Below are 24,666 nucleotides of genomic sequence, written 5' to 3' on the forward strand. Positions count from 1 at the left end.
TCTGATTCACGCGAAGCTCGCGATCCACTCTTTGATTTCAATCCCACGCGCGCCTTTTTCGACGTACGGGTCCTGCTTGGCGATTTCCTCCGCCGCTTCAAGCGACTCGGCCTGATAGATCACCATGCCGCCGGAACCGTCGGCAAACCGGCCTTTCGCTTTCACATTGCCCTTTTCAATCTGCTCGTCCAGGAATGCCAGATGATCCGGACGGAGGGTTTGACTCAGTTCCTCATCCTTCATCGGCAGATAAACCACATAATAAGACATCCCATTTCCCCCATTCCACTAGTTGTCCATTCCATTATATAGCTTTTCGGGACACTGTGGGAATGAGCTCGCGGATCAGGACTTAATCGGTGCCTTACGGGCAACACCCGTCCGGATGGCAGCTTCAGCGACAGCCTTGGCCACTGCGTCCGCAACCCGTACGTCAAACGGATCCGGGATGATCCGGTCATCGGCAAGCGCTGTGCGGCCGATCAGATCAGCGATGGCATAGGCCGCGGCACGCTTCATCTCCTCGTTCACTTCACTCGCCCTCACGCTAAGCGCCCCCCTGAAAATGCCAGGGAAAGCGAGGATATTATTCACCTGATTCGGGAAGTCGGAGCGGCCCGTGCCGACAATGCGCGAACCCGCAGCCTTCGCTTCATCCGGCATGATTTCCGGCACCGGATTTGCCATCGCGAAAATGATTGGCTCCGCCGCCATCGTACGAACCATGTCCTGGGTGAGCGCGCCTGCCGCGGACACCCCGATAAAGACATCTGCACCGGCAATGACATCGGCCAGGCTGCCGCTCCTGCGCTCCGGATTCGTCGCCTGTGCGATCGATTCCTTCATCGGATTCATCCGCTCTGTCCGTCCTTCGTAGATGGCACCTGCCGTATCACACATGATGATCTGTTCCACTCCGAATCCGAGCAGCAGCTTGGCGATTGCTACACCGGCAGCCCCCGCTCCGTTCATGACGACCTTCATGTCGCGAAGCTCGCGTCCTGTCAGGCGGGATGCGTTCAGGAGGCCCGCCGCCACGACGATCGCCGTGCCGTGCTGATCATCATGGAACACCGGGATATCCAGTTCTTCCTTGAGCCGGTCTTCAATCTCAAAGCAGGCGGGTGCGGCGATGTCCTCGAGGTTGATTCCGCCGAACACACCGGCCATCAGCTTGACCGCGTTCACGAACTCATCCGGATCTTCGGTATCCAGAACGATCGGGAACGCATCCACGCCGCCGAACCGTTTGAACAGCGCCGCTTTGCCTTCCATTACAGGAATCGATGCAGCGGCGCCAATATTTCCAAGGCCGAGTACCGCGGTGCCGTTGCTGATGACACCGACCGTGTGGCCCTTGATTGTATAGTCATAGATGCTTTCCGGGTCCTGCTCGATCTCCAGGCAGGGACCGGCGACACCCGGTGAGTATACCAGGCTCAGGTCCCGCTTCGACTCGATCGGGGCCTTAACCGTGACTTGCAGTTTTCCTTCCAGCTCACGATGCAAATCAAGCGCTTCTTCGTACTTTTTCACCGGTCTCCACTCCTTTAGCTTGTTAAACAAGCAAATTTGAAAATATACGTTCCATTTTATATCCTGAATATTTTAAATTCAACTGAATCAGAATAAATTTAGATGAAAGACCCAAAATCCGTGATGAATCGTGGTTTTTCTCTATTGTGTGCCACCTCATCAAAAGAATACCACAAAAGACCGGATGACGAAGCCTCCCTGTTCTGCTAGCATGGGAACAGATTGGGAGGCGGAGCGGATGGACACAACCAACCTTGAAACAATCACGCAGCAGCTGATTGAAACCATCATCGAATCGGTCCCGGCCGAATGGGACAAGCTGATGTTCTATGGAGAAAATCGCGGTGAACGCGCCGATTACTTTTATTATTTTTTCAGGAAGGACAGCCCGGAATTCCTGCCGGATGCGGAGATGCACTACATCCTCGATCTGGATCCCACGGTTTATCATGAACAGACGGACGAGATTAATCTCCTGATTCTGAAGCTTGCCGGAGAGTTCGCGTCACTGGGACGCGAGCCGTTCACGACGATGACACTCATCATCGATGACGCCGACGGCCTGAGCCTCAATTATGGATATGATGGATTGCGGTATGATCGGGCGGAAGACTACGAAATGAAGTTCACGAAAAAGTATGTGCTGCCCGAATGGAAAGCCCGCGGAGGACGTCCGGAGAAAAGCGCCATGAAAAGGGTTTTCGAGCTCTTCTTCAGATGAAATAAAAGCCCGTGTTGCCTGAATTGGCACCACGGGCTTTTCCGGTTAACGGGTCATGCTTTGGATCAGATAGCGGATAAACCTCTCCCCCTCGACTCCAAGGCAGACGTCCATATTCGGTTCATGTCCTGTCACTTTATTGAAATCACACACGGTCTGGCCGTCGCACAGGGAACTGTCCACCTCCACATCGACATAGAGCCGCTCCGTTCGGACAAACGACCGGTCGAGCGCCACCCCGACCGCCAGCGGATCATGCATGGAACACGCACGGCTGCCGGTCATCTCCTCGTAACGGTTCATGTACTGAACGGTCGCCTCGCGGATAAATTCCCCTTCCGCGTTCCCCGCCATTTCCCGGACATGCGGCTCGTCAAGAAGCGTCTTTTCCGTGACGTCCAGCCCGACAAGCGTGACCGGAAGGCCTGCCTGGAAGACGACTTTCGCCGCTTCCGGATCAACAAAGATGTTGAACTCAGCCTTCGGCGTGATGTTCCCCGGTGTATCCAGCGCACCGCCCATGATGACGACTTCCTTCAGCCAGTCCTTGAGGCGGGGCTCTTTCCTGACAGCGAGCGCCATGTTCGTAAGCGGAGCGAGAAGCACGAGCGTCAGCTCACCCTTATGTTTTTCCGCCTGCTCGATGATGAAGTCCGGGGCAAACCCTTCTGCAGGCGTCCCAGGTTCCATGTCGCCGAGCGCACCGCCGATTCCGTCATCACCATGCACCCTCGCCTCGAAATGAGGCTCTCGCAGGAGCGGTCGGTCCGCACCTCGGACGACCGGAATGTCTTCCCTTCCGATCAGGCTGAGGACTTTAAGTGTATTGACCGTCGCGTTGTCCAGCGACGTGTTTCCATTCACCGTTGTTACCCCGATCAGTTCGGATTCCTTGGCCGCGAGCAAAAGCGCGATTGCGTCATCGATACCAGTATCGACGTCCAGTAATAGTTTCTTCATATAATAATCCGCCTTTCTCCATTTCCCGTTTTATTATAGCAATCCGCAAGTTACCTGAACGAACAAAGCCGTGACTCCACATACGGAATCACGGACTTAAAGATGTTCTTCTTCCCATCTTCGGCGCATCCTGCGGGTCGAGATATCCGCTTCACGCACCGGTACGGGCAGTCTGCTTTCTGGCCCTGTAAGCGACAGGACGAGTTCCGTCGATGAATCCAGATTAATTCCATTACCCGGCGAAACGAACACCGGCTTTACGCCTACGGAGGTTCGGACGGCGCGCCCCAAGGTCTCACCGCCCACCGTGATATCCGTGTAGCTGCCCTTCTCCCGCTCCGGCTCCTCGTACTCCGTCGCCGCTATTTTGAAATAGGTTTTGGCGACACCGACAGTCGGTTTGCCGAGGAAGAACGATGCGTGCGCGGCAATCCCCATCCTGCGGGGATGAAGGATACCGTTCCCGTCAAACAGGAACAGGTCCGGCACTGTCTCCAGCTTTCCGGCTGCCGCAACGATCAGCGGCAGCTCCCGGAATGTCAGGAACCCGGGTATGTACGGCACTTCAATCTTTCCGACCACCTCGGCACGCTCCACCACCTGCATCGTGGTTGCATCAAAGACCGCGATATGGCAAAAACCGGTCTCGGATTCGCCTTCACCGGCATAGGCCAGATCCACTCCGGCCACTGTCCGGAGTTCTTCGCGCCGAAGCGTCCGGCTCACGTTAATCTGTTTCTCCAGCCGCTCCTGGATATGGATAAACTCCGACGGATCCGGCCGGAGGGGATGGATGTCATTTACCTGCACACTCGCCACTTCCTTTGCCCATTCACGGTTCTCATAGTACGAGCGCTGAGACTCGATCAGCCCGAGCATACTCGGGTCCGGTTCTGCCTGTTCACTGATTAGATTGCCGGAAGCATTCCATTGCTTGTACCGGATAAGGACCCCATAGACATACTGTCCGTGGAAGACAAGCCGGCCCTCGGAATCCCATCTGTGATCTTCTCCGTTAATCGCTCCGCGGAAGATGCGGCAAATCCGTTTTGGCCGTCCATTCCGGTGAAAGTCTGCGGAAATTCCATGCGGAAGCCCCTCTTCATACTCCCCGTAATAAAGCAGGGTCCCGTCCTTTTCATCCAAATCGTAGACCAGGCCAGTGACCGGGCTGCCTTCCTCAGAGTCTTCTGTAGGGACAAGCAGCCGGTCACTTGGCGGCTCTTCCATCTCCAATTCGCCGTAATCATGGCCTGTCTCGATTAGCTCTTTTCTTGAAAGCAGCTCCTCGTTCATTGGGAACACCTCATTCCTGCGGCCAACCCTTGTTTTCAAGGAAATCATAGGTCAGACCGGCCGCTTCTTCCGGCCAACGCTCTTTATTCTCTTGGATTCTTTGGTCAATGATCGCTTTTTCTATTGTATCCGGCTCCGTTTTCTCATCAATCAGCTGACCGGAGCCATCCCACTCACGGAACCGGGCAGAGATGCCGTGAATGTATTCTCCCAGGAAAATTAGGTTGCCCTGTTCATCCCATTTGCGCGACCACCCGTGGCCTGTGCCATGAAAGATGGTGTCCTTGCTTTCCAAATTGCCGTTTAGATGATAGAAAACGAAGATTCCGTGGGGAAGGCCTCCTTTATACTCGCCGTAAAAGAGAAGATTCTCCCCATCCTCGCTCAGCTCGTAGGCCAGGCCGGTAAACGGGACATCCCCATCAGGCTGCAGTACCAGGTCGCCCAGATATTCCTCAACCAGATTATCCCAAGGAACACCCTGCTGAATAACTTGTTCAATTGTCCACACGCTCACTCTTCTCCATAATGCTTCTCGTAGAATTCACGACTTTGCCCAATCATCGTCAATTGGCTCTCATCCGGTTCAGTTTTCTCTTCAACCAGGTCACCGGACTCGTCCCATCTTTTATATTTCAGCTCATGCCCGTACTCGTATTCTCCCCAGAAAACGAGCCGGCCTTCTTTGTCCCATTCGCGCTGTTCGCCGTGGATCGGCCCGTGGAAATGGGTGTGGATCTGCTTTACTTGTCCGTTCAGATGGAAGTCCACCGAAATTCCATGGGGCAGTCCGTCCGCATACTCTCCGTAATTCAGGACCGAGCCGTCCTGCTCGCTCAGCTCATAGACCAGCCCATTGACCGGAACGAGGTCGTTCCCTTCCTCACCGGTCCGTACAAACAGCTGGTCGCTCGGCGGCTCCATCTCCAGATCTTCGTAGTCAAAGCCTTTATCAATCAGCTCTTCTTTAGTCAGCAGCTTATCGCCCATTCTTGATCACCTCAGGTAAGAATTCCGTGCCTCGTATGGACTTTTCCAATAGTCTACCATAGTCGATTTGGACGGACTGTACCTGAAAAGGAACTTTACCCGAAAAAACAGACCTGCTTAGGCAGATCTGCGATATTTACCTTATTTAGTTCACAAAGCGCCCTGCAACAGCTACTCCCTTATGGGATTCCCAGTAGTCGTTCCGCAGATGGACCTTCTGAATCTTGCCGGAAGCAGTCTTCGGAAGCTCGTCAACGAAGGTCACGCCGGTAACAGCCTTGAAGTGCGCCAGTTTCGAACGGGAGAAGTCGATAACCTCCTGTTCGCTCAGGCTTGCGCCTTCACGCAGAACGACATAGGTGTGAGGGGTCTCTCCCCATTTCTCATGAGGGACCGCGATGACGGCTGCTTCCAAGATGTCCGGATGCTCGTAGAGTGCGCCTTCCACTTCAATAGAAGAGATGTTTTCCCCGCCGGAGATGATAATGTCTTTTTTCCGGTCGGTGATGTCGATGTGGCCGAATTCGTCGACGGTGCCCATGTCCCCGGTGTGGAGCCAGCCGTTCCGGAGGGCTTCCGCTGTGGCTTCTTCGTTTTTCCAGTAGCCTTTCATGACGCCATGGCTCCGGACGACGACCTCACCGATGGACTTGCCGTCATGCGGCACTTCCTCGCCAAAGTCGTTGACGACGCGGACATCGTTTCCAATCATCGGATAGCCTGCCTTGGCCTTCAGACGGGTGCGCTGCTCGGCCGGCAGATGTGCTTCTGTCGAACGGCTCGAGGACGTCAGGCTGAGCGGGGATGATTCGGTCATGCCGTACACCTGGATAAACTCCCAGCCCAGTTCATCTTCGACTCGGCGGATAAAGGCCGGCGGCGGAGCGGAACCTGCGATGACGATGCGGAGATCAGCCGTGCCGGTCCGAGGCTTCTCGGAATCATAGTACTGCAGCAGTGAGTTGAGGACGGTCGGCGCCATATGAACCGATGTGACACCATGGGAATTGATCGCGTCATAGATCGACTCCGGCCTCGCCTTACGCAGGCAGACATGAGTCGCCCCGTTTGCTGTGTAATAGAACGGCGCACCCCATCCATTGACGTGGAACATCGGCAGGACGTGGAGATACGTATCCGTGTCATACACCCGGAGATGGTGCATCAGCGACATGGCGTGCAGGTAGTTGTTCCGGTGCGTCAGCATGACGCCCTTCGGATTGCCGGTCGTCCCGCTTGTATAGAGCAGGCTCGCGACGTCGTCCTCCTCGAGTTCCGCCCGGTTAAACGGCTCTTCCGGGAACTGACCCAGCCACTCGTCGTAAGACGTCTCTTCTGTCTCTCCGTCATGATAATGCACGATGATCCGTTCGACTGTTTCAAACTTATCCTTTACCGGCTCGATCAGATGCAGCAGGTCCTGGTCGGCGAACAGCACCTTGGATTCGCTGTGGTTGAGGATGAACAGGTAATCCTCCGGCTTGAGCCGAATGTTGAGCGGCACCATGACTGCACCAGTCTGATAGATTCCGTAGAACCCTTCCAGCATCTCCAGTGTATTTGGCGCGAGGTAAGCGACACGGTCACCCTTCTCCACACCAAGTGATTGCAGGCCGTGCGATAGGCGATTGACCCGTTCGCCTAATTCCTTGTAAGTCAGCTTGCGTCCCTCATCATGGTCGATTACGGCCGTCTTCTCCCCGTACAGACGGACTGCGCGGTCCAGGAAGTCAGTCAATATCAGCGGTACATTCATGTCTGCTCACCTCTTGTTGGAATAATGAACTTTCTGATAAGTAAAATTATATCATCTGTTGTATATCAACCTTCCTTTAGTTGCCAAGATAGCGTTTTCTTGATTAAGTGACTGCTTGAACTGTATGAATACAGAGTTCTCGGAAAACTCGCCTTTCTTGCCGCACTTTCCGCTCCAATTCGGAATGTTCCTCTCTATTTCCCGGGAAATATGTCGGGATGTGCAATTTGTGGTCAATAAAAAAAGACTCCCCGTTATGGGAAGTCAATTTGTGCAACTTAGTAATAGCCGTCGAACATGAATCCGCTGAAGATCGCTACGCCGAAGAGCACCAGCATGAGAATCGTAATTCCTATACCCACGGCAAACATAATGAATGTGACGAGAAGATATAGGCCGTAGTTATGGAACAGGTCGCTCAATGCACGGGTATCCCCGCCATCGCGAATCTGTGCTGCGGCCGTGGCGGTCTTGTAGATGAGGTATCCCATGAATAGCGTGATTGCACCCGGAATCGCGCCGACAATAAAGTTGAACAGGCCGAGCACGCCGGTGATCCCGCCGGTGATCATCATGGCGATGCCGGTCACCTTGCCCCATAGTGCAATGCGCTGAAGGCCCTTTTGCGCCACCGCTTCTTCAAACGATTGTGGTTGCATTCTGATTCTCTCCTTCTGATATTCTCTTTTTCCATTCTGACCGAACGGACTGCGCATGTCATCAGATATTTGCAAAACTCGCGAGGATTCGACTACCCTTTAGGAAAAGGGGGGGATTGCGTTGAACATGCTGGATGCCATCCGCTCGATCCGGGAGCGGGAGAAATCACCGATGGAGCTTGTCAATGAAACGCTCGAAACCATATGGAAAAAGAACTCTGAGCTTAACGCCTATATCACGGTATGCGAAGAAGAGGCTGTCCGAGAAGCGGAGCAGCTGACACGGGAATGGGAAGCCGGCACCTTGCGCGGTCCGCTTCACGGCATTCCGATTGCTGTGAAGGACCTTGTCTTCACAAAAGAGATCCTGACGACGATGGGGTCCTTGATCCATCAGAATTTCATTCCGTTTGAAGACGCAACAGTTATCGAGAAGCTGAAGGATGCCGGTGCTGTCATTATAGGAAAGACAAATACTCATGAGTTCGCCTACGGACCAACGGGAGACGTCTCCCACTTCGGCCCTGTCCGAAATCCGTACGATCCATCGAAGATTTCCGGCGGGTCGAGCAGCGGGTCGGCTGCGGCAGTTGCGTCCGGTATGGCACTGGCCGGAATCGGGACGGATACTGGAGGATCGGTCCGCATTCCGGCGAGCGCCTGCAACCTGGTCGGGATGAAACCCACTTTCGGCCGCATTAGCAAACACAACATTTTCCCGCTCGCCTACACACTGGACCATCCCGGACCGATCACCGCAGGAGTGGAAGAAAACGCGGTCCTGCTCAATATCCTGTCCGGTCCGGACCCTGCGGACCGCTACTCCCTACTGGAGTCCCCGCCGGACTTCACCGGGGAACTTCGTGACGGTGTGGAAGGAAAGGTGATCGGTCTGCCGTCCCACTACTTCCGCCTGCTTGATCCGGAGATCCGTGCCGCCACAGAAAAGGCCGCCCGAAAATTCGAGAGGCTCGGCGCGAGAGTAATCGAAGTCGATATCCCGGTCATGTCCGAGATCAATGACGCACAGATCGTAACCATCCAGTGCGAAGCCGCTGCTATCCATCGGGAGACGATGGAAAATTGTCCAGGCGACTATGCACCGGAAGTGCTTGCACGGCTGGAAGCAAGCATTAGGCGGCCAGGTTGGGAATATGTCCGCGCCCAACAGGAACGACCCCGCCTGATTGAAGCGTTCAATGAGGTATTCTCCAAGGCCGATGTTTTACTTACACCGACATTACCGATTCTCCCGACACCGATCGGTGAGCGAAAAACCATTGTGGACGACAAGGAAATCGACGTCATCCCGGCTCTTCTAAGCCTCACATCGCCGACCAACTTTACCGGCAATCCGAGTCTGAGCATCCCTGCCGATTTCTCCAAAAACGGGCTACCGATCGGCATCCAGCTGATCGGAAATCACGGGGATGAAACGAAGCTGTACCGATTCGGCTATGCGTTTGAGCAGAACTGAAAAAGGGCGTTCCGGAATGTTCCGGAATGCCCTTTTTTAGCTTCGCTCATCCAAGTAATCAGGATAGACTCCCCGCGCATGCTCGATTTCCCGCTCCTGGTTTTCAATCTTTGCCGAAACGAGGCCGAGTGCACCGCCAAATAGGGCGCCCGCAAGAACTTCAAGGGGTTGGTGGCCAAGCAGTTCCTTTAGCTCTTTTTCCTGTTCCTCGTATTTGAGGCTCGGGAATTCGCCCGACAGCTTGACGAAGTTGTCCTCCAGGTCGTTCACAAGCTTGGCGATCTCGCCGGTATGACGGCGGATGCCCTGAGCGTCATACATGACGATGGTGGCAAGTACTACGGCAACCGCCGTCTCAGTATGGCGCGCCCCCCGGTTCGAAGCGACGTAGGTCGCAAGTGCAGAGACACCAGCGGAGTGAGAGCTCGGCATGCCGCCAGTCGTGAATAGCGGCCGCCAGTCCCACTTGCCTGTCACCGCCTTATGGGTGAATATTTTAAGTGCCTGCGCGATGCCGATTGCACCAAATGCCGTCACGATGCCCCTGTTCATCTTCCGCATCTGCTTCACAGGGGCCGAATCCGCTAGAGGCGGCATTTTTTTGCCTGCCGGAGGCCGCATTGCCCTCACTGGCATGGCCGGGTTCATCGGAAGTACCGAATGTCTGTCCATGTTTCCCCTCCTATGTATCATCGTCTTTATCCATACCCAATGCGCCTGCGAAACATGTATGCTGAAACGCTGAAAATATAAAGGCCTGCATCCGATGCGCAGGCCTTTCAGTCCGTTTCTTTGTTGGTGTTATTCGTTTTCGCTGCCACCGCAATACGACAATACGGCCGCTGCCATCGACTTCGCGCTGATGATCAGGCTTTTCTCATCAATATTGAACTTCGGATGGTGATGCGGATAGGCCTCCCCTGTCTCCGGTGCCGCTCCGACGTAGAAAAAGCATCCCGGCACTTTTTCAAGATAATAAGCGAAGTCTTCCGATGGGGGCTGCGGAGGCGTCTCCAGAACCGCATCCACTTCCGGTATTTCTGCCCGTTCCAGCGACTGCCTGACCTGTTCTGTAACTTCCGGGTTGTTATAAAGTACCGGATAGTCATTTTTGTATTCCAGGTCGCAGGTGACTCGGAATGACCGCTCCAGGCCTTCCGTAAACGCACGGACCTCACGTTCAACGATTTCCCTGGTTTCATCGGACATCGCACGGACATCCCCTTCAATTGTGACGGCATCCTTGATGACATTGAATGTCCCTTTGCCGTCCAGGTTCCCGATGGTGACCGTTGCCGCATCAAACGGGTTGATCCGGCGGCTCACGATTGTCTGCAGGTTCATCACGAACGAACTGGCCGCGACGACTGCGTCGTTGGCCAGATGCGGCGAAGACCCGTGTCCACCCTTGCCCTGCACAACCAATTTAAAGTAGGACCTTCCGGTTTGTGTGTTTCCACTCCGGTAAAATACCTTACCGGTTTCCATGTTGCTCATGACATGGATTCCGAGGATGGCATCCACTCCGTCCAGGACACCCGCTTTGATCATGCCGATGGCGCCGCCGGGCGGCATCTCCTCCGCAGGCTGATGGATGATTCGGACTGTTCCCTGAAGCCGGTCCTTGAACTCCGCCAGCGTTTCGGCCAGCACCAGCATATATGCGGTATGACCGTCATGACCGCAGGCATGCATGACCCCTTCATTTTTCGAAGCAAATGGAAGCCCTGTCTCTTCCTTGATCGGCAGAGCGTCAAAATCCGCACGGATCGCAATGGTTTTCCCCGGCTTTGCGCCATTGATCGTCACCACAATGCCACGCTGCCCGCCAAAGTCCGTTTCAACATGATCCACGGGCACATCAGCGTAAAAATCACTTATATACTTGGCTGTTTCCTCTTCCTCGAAGGACAACTCCGGATGTTCATGAAGATAGCGGCGGATTTCGATGATCCGGTCCTTTTTTTCATCCAGCCTTTCAAATACTTCATCTAAAAGCATTAAATCGCCTTCGTGCTGTTTTCATTTCAAGGCGACGTTTGCATGTCCCCTGCCATCTATCCTTCCCATAAGCTTGAGGAGAAAAACGCCGGGGCAGACAAAACAGGACCGGTCCGTACCATGGAAGGCGTCATTCGCTGACCGCACTTGCGGCCGACAGCTCTCCTCCGTCCTCGTCCCTGTCCTCTTCCCCATCCGCCTTCTTGATCGCAAAGCCGGTCAGTCCATAGATCAGGGCAACCAGCGGCGAGAGGTAGCTGAGGAACAGGAAAGGGATAAACTCAAATTGGCCGACACCGAGTGTGCCCGCTGCAAACACCGCCGTGATATGCCACGGGATGATAACCCCGGAAACGGCTCCGGCGTCTTCCATCGTCCGGGACAGATTGGCCCGGTCCAGGCTCAGCCGTTCATAAAGTGGCGCCATCGCGGGTCCCGTAACGGCATACGCGAAGTTACCGGATGCACCCACTCCGCAGTTCACGAAAGTCACCGCAAGTGTCGCCGGAATCAGTTTCCTGACAGAATCCACTTTCCGGAACATCGGCCGGAGCAAGGTGCCCAGAAGGCCCGAATGCGTGAGAATCCCGCCAAATCCGAGGGCGAACAGGAATAGCACGACCGTGTTAAGCATGCTGACGATTCCCCCTGTGGTCAGGAGTTCATCGACAATGCCGATTCCTGTCTCCGACACATAGCCGCCCCACATGAACCCGACCCCTTCCGTGAACGAAAAGCCCTGATAAAACACCGCCACGGCGAGTCCCGCGAGCGCACCGACAAAGATGGCCGGAAGTGCCGGTTTTTGCATTACAAGCAACGTGATGACGATGGCGATTGGCAGGAGCGTCACCCAGCCGGTCTGCAGTTCTGCCGCGATTCCTGACTGAATGGTCTCCAACTGGCCAGCCCCCGCAGCCGCACCTGCAGTCCCCTGCATGAATCCGACAATCGTGAACAAGACAGCCGTTCCTACCAGTGCCGGAAAGGTCGTCCAGAGCATATGCCGCACATGGGCCATCAGGTCGACCCTTGATACTGCTGCAGCCATGTTCGTACTGTCGGATAGCGGGGACAGCTTATCCCCGAAAACCGCCCCGGAAATGATGGCACCCGCTGCCATGCCGGCCGGGATGCCGAATGCTTCGGACACGCCGATCAGCGCAATACCGACAGAGCCGATCGTTCCCCACGAGGTCCCAGTCGCCATCGAAACGAGCGCGCATAAGATCAGCGCCGTGACAAGAAAGTAGGTCGGGTGGATAATCTGCAGGCCGATCGATGTAAGTGTCGAAATCGTCCCTGCCGCTGCCCATGTCCCGATCAGCGTACCGACCGCGATCAGAATCATGATCACGCCGAGTGCATTGCGGATCATATCGAACGCAAACCCTTCGACTTCACTGTACGAGAACCCGATTTTCATGGCGATCGGGATGGCCGCCATAAGCCCGATGAACATCGTCAGCTGCAGGTTAAGTTCCAGAACAACGATTCCCGTGACAAGAAGTGCAAAAAGAAGAATCATAGACACCAGGGCATACATAAATGTCGGCTGCGCTTTCGCTTTCATCAGAGTCCCCCTTTAAATTTGGCCGTGTCTTTTCCTTTCTCCCAACACCTCCTCCCTTAAACCTGTATATTAAATATTCTGAAATTGTATGATAGAAATAAAGACGCCGCTTTTTTGCATGCGTCTTTAGATTCTGCTATTTCCTCACTTCGATTTCAGGATTCACTTCCCGCAGCGCCCGGATCAGTTCATCCCGGTCTTCCGGTCCGACTGATACGACACCATGAGTCCCGAACTGGATTTCCAGCTTCCGGGTGGTGAGCGATGGTGAGGTGAACGGGTTTGTCGTCTTACGGACAGAGGTGATCCGGTCAATCGGGATCGATTTGTAGTACGGACCGGAAGTGATGAACAGGCGCCCATCTTTAATCTCATAGGATGTACGGAACCAGATCGACAACAAAAGGAGGATGACGGCTCCAACAATAATTGCGCCGACCGGGTCACCGCCTGATAACATTTCACTGACGCCCCAGATGAGAAGCGCAATGCTCCCCCAGATCACACTGCCGAGCCATACATCCCGCCCGGCCCTGTACCTCAAAGCCGTTCCACCAGCTCCGGCAGTTCCGAGAGAGAGCCGATCCGGTAATCCGGATTCTCCGGCTGGCCGAATCCGTAGGCCGCCCATATAAATGGAACGCCTGCGCCTCTTGCCGCATCTTCGTCACCTTGTGTATCCCCGATGTACACTGCGTTCTTCAGATTGTTCCGCTCCAAGACAAGCTTGATATTGCCGCTTTTCGGCAATCCGGTGCGGCCGGGGTTTTCGTAGTCTTTAAAGTACCTGCCGAGCCCATGCGCCTCGAAAAACGCTTCGATATAGCCGTCCTGGCAGTTGCTGACAATATAGAGCTTGTAGGTTTGGGATAACTGCTCCAGCACCTCTTCCAGTCCCGGATACAGTACGCCGCCTTCCTTGGCAACGTAGTCGTTCTCATACATACAGCACTCGTCCATCAATTCTTTGCGTTCATCTGCGTCCAGTTCCGGAAAAAACCGGTCTCCGATCTCCGGCAGCTGCAGGCCCATCAGACCCGTCAGATCATCTTCTGTCACCTCGCGCTCCCTATCATGACGTTCCTGCACAACCTTCGTCCACGACTCTGCAACCGCCTTGCGGGAATCCCACAGCGTCCCATCCAAATCGAAAATGATTCCATCCACTGCCATATCGATCACTCCTCAGAAATTGCTTTGATCTCTCTCCACTTCCCGTACCTGTAGTAAAGAAACGCGAACACACTACTGATGATAAAGCTTGTTCCCATGCCGAATGCGATCCCGTCGCGGCCGAACCATTCGGAAAACAGCCAAACGAACGGATAGCGCAGTACCCAGAACGAGATGATGTTCAGGACCAGCACCTGGAACATCGCTCCCGCCGCGCGTACCGCACCGTTCAGGATAAAGTTGATGCCGAGGAACGGATAAAAGAACGCAATCGTCCTCAGATAATCCGTACCGAATTCAACCGCCTCCGGCTCCCTAATAAACAGCCTGACGGCGGGTTCTGCGAGCAGAAACAACAGTGCCGCCATAAAAAGCATCGCGCCAAGATTAAAGAAGAAACCATACTTCGTGATGCGGCCGACCCGTTCCCATTTGGCCGCTCCGATATTCTGTCCCGCCATCGAGTTCACGGCCGTCCCGAGCGCCTGAGCCGGGAGCATGATTAGGCTGTCGAGCCGCCACGCCGCACCGTAGCCGGCGACAACCGCAGGGCCGAAAGATGCGACAACGCTCATGATCGCCATGACACCCGCCGAAATGACGCTCATCTGAAGCCCCGCCGGAATGCCGAGCTTCAGGATGTCCCTGACTTCCCGTGACTTCGGAACCGTCGGCTTCGCAAACGGCACGAGCCGCTTCCGGAGTATGTAGATGAGGCCTCCAATGAACGACAGCCCCTGCGACAGTACCGTCGCATACGCCGCCCCCTCGATTCCCCATCCGAATACCGAAATGAATACCGGGTCGAGAACGGCATTCAGAACAACCGCCGCCGCAACAAAATATAGCGGGGTCTTGGAGTCTCCTACCGACCGCATCACGGTCGTGATGAAGTTGTAGCCAAACAAAAACAGCAGTCCCGTGAAGTTGATCTGCAGGTACGCTGTCGCCATCGGCAACATCACTTCCGGCGTGCCGAGCAGCCGCAGCACCGGTTCGGCGATAAAGATCCCTACAATGCCAAGCGTGACCGACATGAGCGACATCAGCACGACGAACGCATTCAGGTAACGCTTCAGCCCGTCTTCACTTTTGCGCCCCTTTTGCTGGGACAGGATCGTAAGCGCCGCATTGTTCAGTCCGAGTACGAACGACAGCACCGTGAAGAGCACAGTCGACGAAATCGACACCGCCCCGAGCGCATCCGCCCCGATCAGGTTCCCAACCCAAAGCGAGTCGATCAGCTGATACGACACCTGCAGCAGGTTCGCCAGCAGGAGCGGCCAGGCAAAGGCGAACATCTGCCGGGCAAGCGGCCCCTGTGTGAAGTCCTGTTGTGTCGATGCCATCCCGCAGCCCCCTCTTCTTATCTGGTGTTGCTATCCATTATAGCGGAGATATCGGGACGGAGGCAGTTGCGTGCCCGGGAGTACACAATAGCCGTGTGAAAGTACACCATGCTGACGGGAGATTACACATTCCGCCTGCGCCGACCCTCACTGCCGGAATCCTTTCCGCTTTTCTTCAAAAGACGGAACAAGGTTTCCATCACGAGCAGCATCACCGCCAGTCCGGCCGCGACCGGCAATGCGGTCCCGTCCTGCGCGCCGACAATCAGGCCGATTATGTAAAAGGCGAGCACCCGTGTGAACAGCAGCACCAGCTTGCCCGTAACTGACTTGCCCATGACGGATTTCAGGAAAATCTCGACCAGGCTGTCGATACTGAACAGATACACGAGCACAGCGATGACGAAAATCCCGACTTTGCCCGAACTGATCTCCAAATCAAACAACCAGCCGACCACCTGCACCGACCCGGCCAGCGCAAAGAGGATCCCGCCCATCATCGCTGCGACCGGCAACGCCAGCAGCGCCGAGGTGATGGCGATGATGCCCGGGCCCTTCCCCTGCGGATCTTGCCGCTCACTTCGCCGGATAAAGGCGAAGATGGAAAGGGTTGCGATAATCCAGATGCCGAGTGTGGCGAAGATGATGTTCATAGGCTCACGTCCAATCATGTTGTGGGTCTTTAGTGATTTGTACGGATGGGGGTTGGGGGAAGTTTCAAACTGGCGGCGCTCCTCTTTTCGTACGCGAACTTCTTGGATTCGTGCGCAAACCTGGGAGACCCTTCGCTTTTCGTACATGAACTTCCCGAATTTAACATTTTCACATAAATTCTCTCTCAATTTCACTTCCATTTCCTCTACAATAAAAGCAGTAGTACATTCTCCAAGAAAAGGGGGATTCCATGAAGGCAATCACCGAAGCGAAGTATCTGGGAGTGGATAACGCGCCGGTTTACCGGCAGATCCTGCGCTTCTTCTATCTCCAGCATGAACGGATGCGGGATTTCATTTCCCCGGAGGAAGTGCTGGCCTATATGTGGCGGTACGGCGGGAATCCGGACTTGACGGAGGAGCAGCTTCATTCGCATCTTGACCAGCTCACGAAATGGAACAACCTCGCCCGCCGGCAGGACATGACGAGCGCGAGGACGATTGAGGAATTCAAGAAAAAACGGTACAGCTACCAGTGTACGCCGATGACTGTCGAGCTGGAGCGGATGATCCTGGAGTTGGAGCGCAGGGGGGATGAGATCCGTGGTTCACTCGAGAAGTCGCAGTTTGACCGGCTCTTAAAGGCCGTCCGAGCGCTTGAAGTCGGAATCGGCGGCGAGCTTCCGGCACCAAATGAGGTGAATCTCCTCTATGAAGAAGTGATCGACCATTTTAGGAAGATCCGGACGAACACAGCCGACTATATCGCCTACATCAACCGCGAGCAGGCGGGAGAGCGCATGCAGCCGGAGGCGTTCCTTGCGTATAAAAACCAGTTCACTGCCTATCTCCGGGATTTTGTCGTTTCGCTCCAGCGGACGTCGCTCCAGCTAAAACAGCTGCTGGATGAACTGGACATCCACCGCATGGCCCCGCTGTTCGACCGGCTCATCGAATATCGGCTGTCTGTGCCGAGGCTCGATGACTCACCTCCGCCCGTCGGGGAATGGCGCCGGAATTATGAGGGGTACTGGTCGTCGCTCCGCGGGTGGTTCCTCGGGTTCGGCGGTTCACAGAGCGAGCTGGAACTGCTCGAGTGGCAGACCAATGAAATGATCCGCCGGGTCGCGCGGCATGTTCAGCGACTTGGAGAGCGGCAGCAGCATTTCAGGAGCCGCAAAAAGGAATACCTGAAGCTTGCGGAATGGTTTGCCGGCTTCGACTTCCTCGCAGAAGCACACCGGCTCTCGGCCGCCGTCTTCGGCCCGATGACGGTCCGCCATCTCCGGCTGCTTGAAGGAACGACTGACGACATCCACGCGGAAGTGTGGGAGGAAGAGCCCGAGCACATTGAAATCCGGCCCCGGACAAATCGCTACCGTGAAAAGACGCGCCCCGGCGCCGTTACTTCCAAGAAGAAGGAAAAAGCCCTCCAGATGCAGGCTTATCTGGAGGAACGGGAAAAGGAGCGCGCCCTGATCGACCGCTATATCGACGCGGGACGGATTCGCCTGTCCGAGACGGGCACCGTCGAGCCGTTTATCCGGAAAGTGCTGCTCGGCTGGATCGGAAAGTCCGCGGGCGCAAAAGACGGAACCGTCGTCACCGACTACGGCTACCTTGTGAAAGTGACGCTCCACCGCGACCGCAGGATCACCCTCCGGTCAGGGGACGGCGATCTGGTCATGCCGGACGCGACTTTTGAATTCACCGAAGGGAGGACAAGCTGATGGACAAAAACGGCTTCGATGAACAATCGGTCAGGGCGCTCGACCTTCTCCTCCACCATTACTGGATTCTCCGCTCCGAGAATCCGGAGTGGCACCGCCTGGTCCGTGAACGCGAAAAGCCGCTCCGGACTTATTTGAGGGAACGGTTCGGACTGCAGCTGCATATCCATCCCCAATTCGTGAAACTCGAGAAGATCCCGGCGGTGCCTGAGGCGTACATGGGCATCCCGGAGTTCGAGGAACCGCTCGACTACGCCATTTTCTGCTGCGCCCTTGCCTTCCTGCAGGACAAGTCACCGGACGAGCAGTTTCTCCTGTCCGAGATGTGCCGGGAGATCCAGGAGGAGTATTCGGCGGAACCCGGCATCGACTGGACGCTTTACATACATCGGAAAGCGCTTATCCGCGCGCTCAAAAAACTGATGGATTTCGGCCTTCTCCGGACAATCGACGGGGAACTTGCCCGTTTTGACCGCAATGAGGAACAGGAAGTGCTCTATGAAGCGACGGAATACGGCCGCTACTTTATGCGCACGTTCCCCTCGGATCTTCTCTCCATGGACAACTGGCAGGAGATCCTGGAGGCTGAACAAAACCCGGATCCGGAACTTAATCGCCGCCACCGTGTCCACCGGAAGCTGTTTTTCTCCCCGGGCGTAGAGCGCGGCGGCGACAGGGACGCGGACTTCCACTATATCCGCAACTTCCGCGGCCGGCTTGCCGACTTGATCGAGGAACATAGCCCCTACCAGCTGCGGGTCTTCCGGAACACCGCTTTTCTGTCCGTCGAAGAACCGCGCCAGCATCACACGGTCTATCCGATGCAGAAGGCAGCCGGCGACCTGATCCTCCAACTGTCCGCCGAGCTCAGGAAGCGGATGGACCAGTTCCCGCCCGGCCCGGACGGAACGGTCATGCTGACGGAAGGCGAGTTTGACCACATCCTCGGCGACATGCGCCGGATTTACGGGAGCGGATGGACAAAACATTTCCGGGACGGCACATTGGCCGCGGTCCGGTCGGAACTTATCGATGAAATGGAACAATGGGCGATGGCCGAACATGCGGCTGAAGACGGCATGATCCGGATCTTGCCGCTTATGGGGGTCCTTGCCGGAGGGTACCCGGATGACTTCAATGAAGGAAGTGAGACATCATGAACAGCAACCGCTGGGAACTGAACCGCGCAGGCCTGCTGAACTTCTGGTATTACAACGACCAGGAAATCTTCCATTTCTCGGACGGCAAGCTGCTGCTGCGCGGCGCGAACGGCTCCGGGAAATCCGTGACGATGCAGAGCCTGCTTCCCGTCCTGCTTGACGGGAAAAAGTCGCCGAGCCGTCTTGATCCGTTCGGCTCAAGCGCGCGCAAGATGGAAGATTACCTGCTCGGGGAAAAGGAAGTTTCCGGGCGCGATGAGCGGACCGGCTACCTGTTCCTTGAATACAAAAAGCCCGGCAGCCCGCAGTACATCACGACGGGAATCGGGCTTCAGGCAAGGCGCGGCAAAACAATGAGCACCTGGCATTTCGTCATCCACAACGAGCGGATCGGCCACGGGCTTTCTCTTACGAAACGGACCGCCGGCGAAGAGGTTCCGCTGTCGTTCCAGGAGCTGAAAAACCGTGTCGGCGAATTCGGCACCGTGACCCGTTCACAGGGCGAATACGCGGAACTGGTCCGAAAGCACGTTTTCGGATTTGAAACGGCTGAGGCCTATGACGACCTGATCAAACTGCTCGTGCAGATCCGCACGCCGAAGCTGTCAAAGGACTTTAAGCCGACCGTCATCACCGGTATTTTGGAGTCCGCGCTGCCGCCGCTGACCGACGAGGAGCTTCGCCACCTGTCCGACACGATCGACAGCATGGACCTTGCCCAGCAGCAATACGACAAGCAGGAAGCGGAATACGAATCCGTCCGGAAACTCGAAAAAGCCTACCACGCATACAACGAATATATTCTGGCGGAACGGCATCATTTCCATGAAAACGCCCGCGCCAGTCGTCTGGCCGCCGACATCGGGGCAGCCGAAAAAGAACGGGTGATCAGCGACCTGACGAAAACGCTTGCCGGGCTGGAAGAAACGCAGCGCACGGCGCTTGCCGAAATCGAGACGGCCGAACAGGCAAGCCAACGCCTCAGGAGCCACAAAGTATGGAATCTCCGCGAGGAACTGGTGAAAAAGCAGGAGGAAGCTGGCGGGCTTCAGCGCAAAATCGCTTCCCTGGAGGAAAAAATGGAGCGGAACCGCGACAAGGAACGGGCCATCCGCGGCGACGCGGACCGGGAAGAGGACCGGCTCCGGAAGCTGAACCGAGATGCAGAAGACGCATTCGGCGAACTAAATGCCCTTTCCGCCGACTCCGCCTTTGACAGCCATGCGGTGAACGCCGATCATTTTGGCGGCCGTCTCGGGGAAGACCTTGATTTCACGGCGTTCCACCAGGATGCGAACGCCCATCTCCGGCGGCTGCGCAAGCTTCGGGAACTCTCCCTCGAAATGGAACGGAAGCACGAAGAAGCGGCCCGTCTCCAGCGCCGCGCTTCCGAACAAAAACAGGAAGTGGACGAACTGCGCGGACGGCTCCGCGACCTGGACCAATGGTTCGGGGAAGCGAAAGCAACACTGACCGATTCTCTCTTCTCCTATTTCCAAAACCGCCCCGCCCTGCCGTTCACGGAAGACGACGCCACGCTGCTGTCCCGCATGGCTGCGGGACTTTATGACACTGCCCGTTTTGAAGATGTCCGCCAGTTGTTCCTGGACTCCATCGAAACGTACCGGGCTGGCCTCCTCGACGAACAGGCCGTCCTGCGGCATGTCCAAAAACAAAACTCGGAAGCCATCCGGGCCGAAGAAGATGAAATCGAACGCTGGAAAACAGCCACAGACGCCAGCCCCGGCCGCCATCCGGACACGGAACAATTCCGTGCCGGACTCACTGACAGCGGCATTTCTTCCGTCCCGTTATTCGCGGCAGTGGAGTTCCGCGAGGACGTCGGCGAGGCAGAGAAGCAACAGCTGGAATCCGCTCTTGAGGCAGCCGGCCTGCTGGATGCGCTGATCACCGGCGAGGACGTACAGCCGGAAAGCGACCGCGTGCTCCGCCCCGAACCGCTTCTCATGACGCCGACACTGGCCGATTATCTGATGCCGGATGTGGAAACCGGCAGCCCGCTCTCCGCGGAACGGATCGATGACGTTCTCCGGAGCATCCCGCTTTCACCGGAAGAAGGCCGTTTCCATCTGGACGCGGACGGGTCCTACTCGTTCGGCATCCTGCACGGGCATGCCCCCGATCACGGCCCGTCCAAATACATCGGCCGCACGTCCCGGGAACGCCACCGCGCCCGGATGATCGAAGAGGCCAAATCCCGTCTCGCCGTTTTAAAGGAAGAAAAAGAACGCCTGGATGCGGAGGACCGCCGGATCGCCGGACTGCTGGACAGCACCGGACAATACCGCCTCGACATCCCGGACGACAAGGCGCTTGCAGAGATCCGCGACGAGATCGTGAAGACCGATACACAGTTCAGGCAGTCGGAAAAAATGCTCCTTAGGCTGGAAAGCGAATGGAAAAGCGCCCATTCGGAAGCCAGGGAACTGCAGACGAAGCTCCACCAGGACGGCAGTGCCCTCGGCCTCACCCTGAAGCCGGAACCGCTCGCGGACGCCATCCGGGCGGCGGAAGACTATGCAGCCGTCCTTCACGGCCTGGACCGGACCGCCCGCGATATCCGCCATGCCCGTCAGAATATCGCCAGTTTCCGTACGGCGCTTGAAGAACTGCTGGAGACGTCCGATGAACTCCGCGGTGAACAATACACCGCGCAGGACGATCTTGACACCTTCCGCCGGGACATCGAATCGATCGAGAAACAGATGGAACTCGAAGGCATCGACGACATCCGCCGTGAAATCGAGCAACTCCAAAAACGCTTGACCGAGCTGAAGGCAACACGCGACCGGACGTATGAGGAAATTCCGGAGACGAAAGCGGAAATCACGAAGAACGAGGAAAAACTGGACGCCCTCCGTCTCGACGTCAGGTTCTGGACATTGATGGAAGAGGAATGGAAAAATGCCGTCAAGGAAGAGACCACACGCGGGTTCGTCACCGGTACGGATGAGGACAGCACGGCCTCCTCTCCTGATTTCAATTCCATCCTGGAAAGCAAAAGCAAGCCGAAACTGGATGAGCAGCTGACGAAAGCATTCCTGGGTGAGCAATTCTCTCTGATCGACTACTCCTTGACGCAGCGTTCCGAACAGCGGGAAGAGCCGTCATGGTTCACCGGCGGATGGACCCCGGTCCACGAAGCGGAAATCGGGCGCTGGAAGATGAACAACGGACGGAAAATCATCGAGATGGACCTGTTCGGCAAACGCGACAGCCCATACGCCGTCGCTGCATTCCTCTCCGACGCCTTGATCCAGCAGCAGCAGGCGCTTGATGAGCAGGAACGCAAGCTGTTTGAAGACATCATCCTCCACACCGTCAGCAACATCCTCCGCGCCCGCATCCAGCGCACGGAAAAGTGGGTCAGGGAAATGGACGGCATCATGAAGGAACGGAACAACTCACAGGGCCTGATCTTCTCCATCAAATGGAAGCCGCTCCCTGCCGACTCTGAAGAAGAACTCGACACCACAGAGCTTGTCCGGCTACTCAGGCTCGATGCACGATTCATGAAACCCGAGGACCGCGAGCGGATCCAGAACCATTTCCGCTCCAGAATTGACCGCGCCAAGCAACTGGCCGAGGAAGACCAGGAAGGCGCGACGATGCGCCAAGTATTGAAGGAAGTTCTCGACTACCGGAAATGGTTCCGCTTCGTGCTTTCCTACCGCAAGGAAAACGAGCCTTCCCGCGAACTGACCGACCACGCCTTCAACAAATTCAGCGGCGGCGAAAAAGCGATGGCGATGTATATCCCGCTGTTCACCGCGGCCTACTCGCGCTACAAGGAAGCCGCAGACTTCGCACCGTACGTCATCTCGCTCGACGAGGCGTTCGCCGGAGTCGATGACACGAACATCCGGGATATGTTCGAAGTCGTCGAACAGCTCGGCTTCAACTACATCATGAACTCCCAGGCGCTATGGGGCGATTACGATACCGTGCCAAGCCTTTCTGTCTACGAACTGATTCGGCAGAAAAACGCCGATTTTGTCTCGACGATCCGGTACGAGTGGAACGGGCGTGAAAAGCAGCTTGTGCTCGATGACGGTGCGGAGGCCCATGAACAGCCGATCGTTTCTGCGGTTGCGGAAGCCGCTGCCGCGGAGGGCGGCAAAGAAACCGGCATGCCGCAGCAGCCCCAACCGGAATCCGCATCAGACAACACCCGGACCGGGACGAAGCAACCGCGCAATTCCCGGGCAGACCGCGAACCCGAAGCCCCGGCTTCCGAACAGACCGACCTGCTGGATTTCCTGACCGACAACATCAAGGAGCCCGCTGGCGATGGATGATAAATTCCGGCTCCTCCGCGAAGATCCCGCGTTCACAAAACTGTTCGGACTCCTCCGTGGCAAATACCGGTCGCTCGGCAAAGTCGGCGGCTCGGTGAAGCTCGCCCTCTTCACGCCGGAGGAAATCCGCTCGATTGCCGGTTTCACTGGCATTGCGCCCGATGAGTTGACCCGCCGGGGCCTTACATTGAACAAATTTGAACAAGCCCTCGGCCGGACCGTCTTCAGCGGCCTGTCCCTACCCGAACTGCTTGAACAGTTCTTCGGAGAGCCGCTCACGACAAAAGAGCAGGAACGTGCGTGGGCAAAAGACGCGGCCGCCGCCTTCATCCGGACATTGGAGGAAACCTACCCGGACGGGGCGTTCTGGTGGACGAGGATTGCTTCACTCTCACCGGACACCCGCTGGATCCGGGCACTGTACCGGGAAGACGATGCTCGTCTAGCAGAACTTTTGGGGCGCGTCTTTGAAGCTTACCGAGAACTTTCGGGAGAATCGGACATGGAACTTCTCCCCCTCTTCGCCCAGCGCACGACAGGCAACCCGCACGCCTTCGACAGTTCACAGCTCACAGGCCGCCTGCTCACCCACTGCCTGTATGTCCGATCGGTGACGGACGGCGCGGAAGACACCGGCATGCCGCGGTCCTCGGAAGAACTCAATGACCTGTACGCCCGGTTCGGCCTGACGCGCGACGACCTGTGGAGCTTCGTCACCTGCCGCGGACTCGTCGCCTCCACGGCAGACGGCACCCACCCGCTCTGGCAGGCCGCCGCTGAAACCGACAGCGTCCTGAACGTCCCGGTCAAGATGCTCAGGGACATCACAGAAGTCAAGCCCGCCGCCGGGCGCGACGTCTGGATCGTCGAAAACTCCGGCGTCTGCTCGGCGCTCATCGATCTCGTCCCGGACACCCCGATCATCTGTACGCACGGCCAGTTCCGATCCTCCGCATGGATGCTGCTCGACCTCCTCGCGGCCGAAGACGTCACCTTCCGCTACTCCGGCGACTTCGACCCGGAAGGCCTCCAGATGGCACAGCGGCTGATCGACCGGCATCCGGAGCGTGTGGAGCTGTGGCGGATGGACGCAGAATCATACCGGATGGCGATGTCGGAAGAAGACATTTCGGGCCGGGCCGCCAAACTCGACGGATTGTCCGACCCAGGATTGATTGAGCTTGCTAGAGAATTGCGGCGGAGCGGAAAAGCGGGATATCAGGAAGGGCTGCTTGAGCAGCTTGCGAGTGATATGAAGCAACAGGAATTATAAAAGCCAAGGCATCCACCACGGGATGCCTTGGCTTTTTCTC

21 protein-coding genes are annotated in these 24,666 nt (G+C 56.4%); 6 read left to right on the top strand and 15 right to left on the bottom strand.

Annotation, left to right across the window (positions count from 1 at the left end):
• Nucleotides 1-6: 6 nt before the first annotated feature.
• Both AC6CHQ_RS15010 and AC6CHQ_RS15015 read right to left on the bottom strand, forming a co-directional pair.
• Nucleotides 7-270 (bottom strand): YciI family protein, encoded by a 264-nt coding sequence (locus AC6CHQ_RS15010; protein WP_424236792.1) that lies wholly within the window; start codon nucleotides 268-270, stop codon nucleotides 7-9.
• A gap of 75 nt (nucleotides 271-345) precedes the next feature.
• Nucleotides 346-1,536: an NAD(P)-dependent malic enzyme gene (locus AC6CHQ_RS15015; RefSeq protein ID WP_498081981.1), complete on the bottom strand. Its 1,191-nt coding sequence runs from the start codon at nucleotides 1,534-1,536 to the stop codon at nucleotides 346-348.
• Between the two features lie 238 nt (nucleotides 1,537-1,774).
• Between AC6CHQ_RS15015 and AC6CHQ_RS15020 the strand changes: the two genes are divergently transcribed.
• A complete protein-coding gene (locus AC6CHQ_RS15020) occupies nucleotides 1,775-2,257 on the top strand; it encodes an immunity protein YezG family protein (RefSeq protein WP_498081982.1) in 483 nt (160 codons plus the stop codon).
• A gap of 45 nt (nucleotides 2,258-2,302) precedes the next feature.
• On the opposite strand, the gene AC6CHQ_RS15025 is transcribed toward AC6CHQ_RS15020, so the two are convergent.
• The 6 genes from AC6CHQ_RS15025 to AC6CHQ_RS15050 form a co-directional block, all read right to left on the bottom strand.
• Complete coding sequence (locus AC6CHQ_RS15025) at nucleotides 2,303-3,217, bottom strand: nucleoside hydrolase (protein WP_424236793.1); 915 nt, start codon at nucleotides 3,215-3,217, stop codon at nucleotides 2,303-2,305.
• 96 nt (nucleotides 3,218-3,313) lie between these two features.
• Complete coding sequence (locus tag AC6CHQ_RS15030; RefSeq protein WP_498081999.1) at nucleotides 3,314-4,027, bottom strand: endonuclease V; 714 nt, start codon at nucleotides 4,025-4,027, stop codon at nucleotides 3,314-3,316.
• Nucleotides 4,028-4,523: 496 nt separating this feature from the next.
• Nucleotides 4,524-5,024: a toxin-antitoxin system YwqK family antitoxin gene (locus AC6CHQ_RS15035; protein ID WP_498081983.1), complete on the bottom strand. Its 501-nt coding sequence runs from the start codon at nucleotides 5,022-5,024 to the stop codon at nucleotides 4,524-4,526.
• Nucleotides 5,025-5,026: 2 nt separating this feature from the next.
• Nucleotides 5,027-5,503, bottom strand: a complete 477-nt coding sequence (locus AC6CHQ_RS15040) for a toxin-antitoxin system YwqK family antitoxin (RefSeq protein WP_498081984.1) — start codon at nucleotides 5,501-5,503, stop codon at nucleotides 5,027-5,029.
• 145 nt (nucleotides 5,504-5,648) lie between these two features.
• Nucleotides 5,649-7,259: a long-chain-fatty-acid--CoA ligase gene (locus tag AC6CHQ_RS15045; protein WP_498081985.1), complete on the bottom strand. Its 1,611-nt coding sequence runs from the start codon at nucleotides 7,257-7,259 to the stop codon at nucleotides 5,649-5,651.
• A 278-nt stretch (nucleotides 7,260-7,537) separates the two neighbouring features.
• On the bottom strand, nucleotides 7,538-7,918 hold the full coding sequence (locus tag AC6CHQ_RS15050; RefSeq protein WP_092049779.1) for a DUF5362 family protein: 381 nt from the start codon (nucleotides 7,916-7,918) through the stop codon (nucleotides 7,538-7,540).
• A 127-nt stretch (nucleotides 7,919-8,045) separates the two neighbouring features.
• Between AC6CHQ_RS15050 and AC6CHQ_RS15055 the strand changes: the two genes are divergently transcribed.
• The gene (locus AC6CHQ_RS15055) at nucleotides 8,046-9,395 is read left to right on the top strand and encodes an amidase (protein WP_498082000.1); all 1,350 of its coding nucleotides are present in this window, start codon (nucleotides 8,046-8,048) and stop codon (nucleotides 9,393-9,395) included.
• 36 nt (nucleotides 9,396-9,431) lie between these two features.
• Here AC6CHQ_RS15055 and AC6CHQ_RS15060 read toward each other — a convergent pair whose 3' ends face one another.
• The 7 genes from AC6CHQ_RS15060 to AC6CHQ_RS15090 all read right to left on the bottom strand — a co-directional run bounded on the left by AC6CHQ_RS15060 (nucleotide 9,432) and on the right by AC6CHQ_RS15090 (nucleotide 16,144).
• Nucleotides 9,432-9,956: a divergent PAP2 family protein gene (locus AC6CHQ_RS15060; RefSeq protein WP_498082001.1), complete on the bottom strand. Its 525-nt coding sequence runs from the start codon at nucleotides 9,954-9,956 to the stop codon at nucleotides 9,432-9,434.
• A 240-nt stretch (nucleotides 9,957-10,196) separates the two neighbouring features.
• Nucleotides 10,197-11,396 carry a M20 family metallopeptidase gene (locus AC6CHQ_RS15065; RefSeq protein WP_498081986.1) on the bottom strand — a complete coding sequence of 400 codons (1,200 nt, stop codon included), beginning with the start codon at nucleotides 11,394-11,396 and terminating at the stop codon, nucleotides 10,197-10,199.
• 130 nt (nucleotides 11,397-11,526) lie between these two features.
• Nucleotides 11,527-12,969 (bottom strand): Na+/H+ antiporter NhaC, encoded by a 1,443-nt coding sequence (gene nhaC, locus AC6CHQ_RS15070; RefSeq protein ID WP_498081987.1) that lies wholly within the window; start codon nucleotides 12,967-12,969, stop codon nucleotides 11,527-11,529.
• 136 nt (nucleotides 12,970-13,105) lie between these two features.
• A complete protein-coding gene (locus tag AC6CHQ_RS15075) occupies nucleotides 13,106-13,513 on the bottom strand; it encodes a PH domain-containing protein (RefSeq protein WP_251240022.1) in 408 nt (135 codons plus the stop codon).
• Entirely contained in the window at nucleotides 13,510-14,142 is a 633-nt protein-coding gene (locus tag AC6CHQ_RS15080; protein ID WP_251240023.1) for an HAD family hydrolase, read from the bottom strand. The genes AC6CHQ_RS15075 and AC6CHQ_RS15080 overlap by 4 nt, the downstream gene beginning before the upstream one ends.
• 5 nt (nucleotides 14,143-14,147) lie before the next feature.
• Entirely contained in the window at nucleotides 14,148-15,491 is a 1,344-nt protein-coding gene (locus tag AC6CHQ_RS15085) for an MATE family efflux transporter (RefSeq protein WP_498081988.1), read from the bottom strand.
• Nucleotides 15,492-15,613: 122 nt separating this feature from the next.
• The gene (locus AC6CHQ_RS15090) at nucleotides 15,614-16,144 is read right to left on the bottom strand and encodes a hypothetical protein (protein WP_498081989.1); all 531 of its coding nucleotides are present in this window, start codon (nucleotides 16,142-16,144) and stop codon (nucleotides 15,614-15,616) included.
• A gap of 251 nt (nucleotides 16,145-16,395) precedes the next feature.
• Here AC6CHQ_RS15090 and AC6CHQ_RS15095 point away from each other — a divergent pair, with 251 nt between their 5' ends.
• Genes AC6CHQ_RS15095 through AC6CHQ_RS15110 form a run of 4 tightly spaced genes read left to right on the top strand, consistent with a single transcriptional unit; the run spans nucleotide 16,396 to nucleotide 24,626 of the window.
• Nucleotides 16,396-17,874, top strand: a complete 1,479-nt coding sequence (locus AC6CHQ_RS15095; RefSeq protein ID WP_498081990.1) for a TIGR02677 family protein — start codon at nucleotides 16,396-16,398, stop codon at nucleotides 17,872-17,874.
• Nucleotides 17,874-19,034, top strand: coding sequence for a TIGR02678 family protein (locus tag AC6CHQ_RS15100; protein WP_498081991.1), 1,161 nt, complete (start codon nucleotides 17,874-17,876; stop codon nucleotides 19,032-19,034). Before AC6CHQ_RS15095 ends, AC6CHQ_RS15100 begins: the two co-directional genes overlap by 1 nt.
• Nucleotides 19,031-23,353 (top strand): TIGR02680 family protein, encoded by a 4,323-nt coding sequence (locus AC6CHQ_RS15105; protein ID WP_498081992.1) that lies wholly within the window; start codon nucleotides 19,031-19,033, stop codon nucleotides 23,351-23,353. Before AC6CHQ_RS15100 ends, AC6CHQ_RS15105 begins: the two co-directional genes overlap by 4 nt.
• A complete protein-coding gene (locus tag AC6CHQ_RS15110; protein WP_498081993.1) occupies nucleotides 23,346-24,626 on the top strand; it encodes a TIGR02679 family protein in 1,281 nt (426 codons plus the stop codon). Before AC6CHQ_RS15105 ends, AC6CHQ_RS15110 begins: the two co-directional genes overlap by 8 nt.
• Nucleotides 24,627-24,666 lie beyond the last annotated feature (40 nt).

The sequence above is a fragment of the Bhargavaea sp. GQ12 genome, assembly GCF_059758705.1.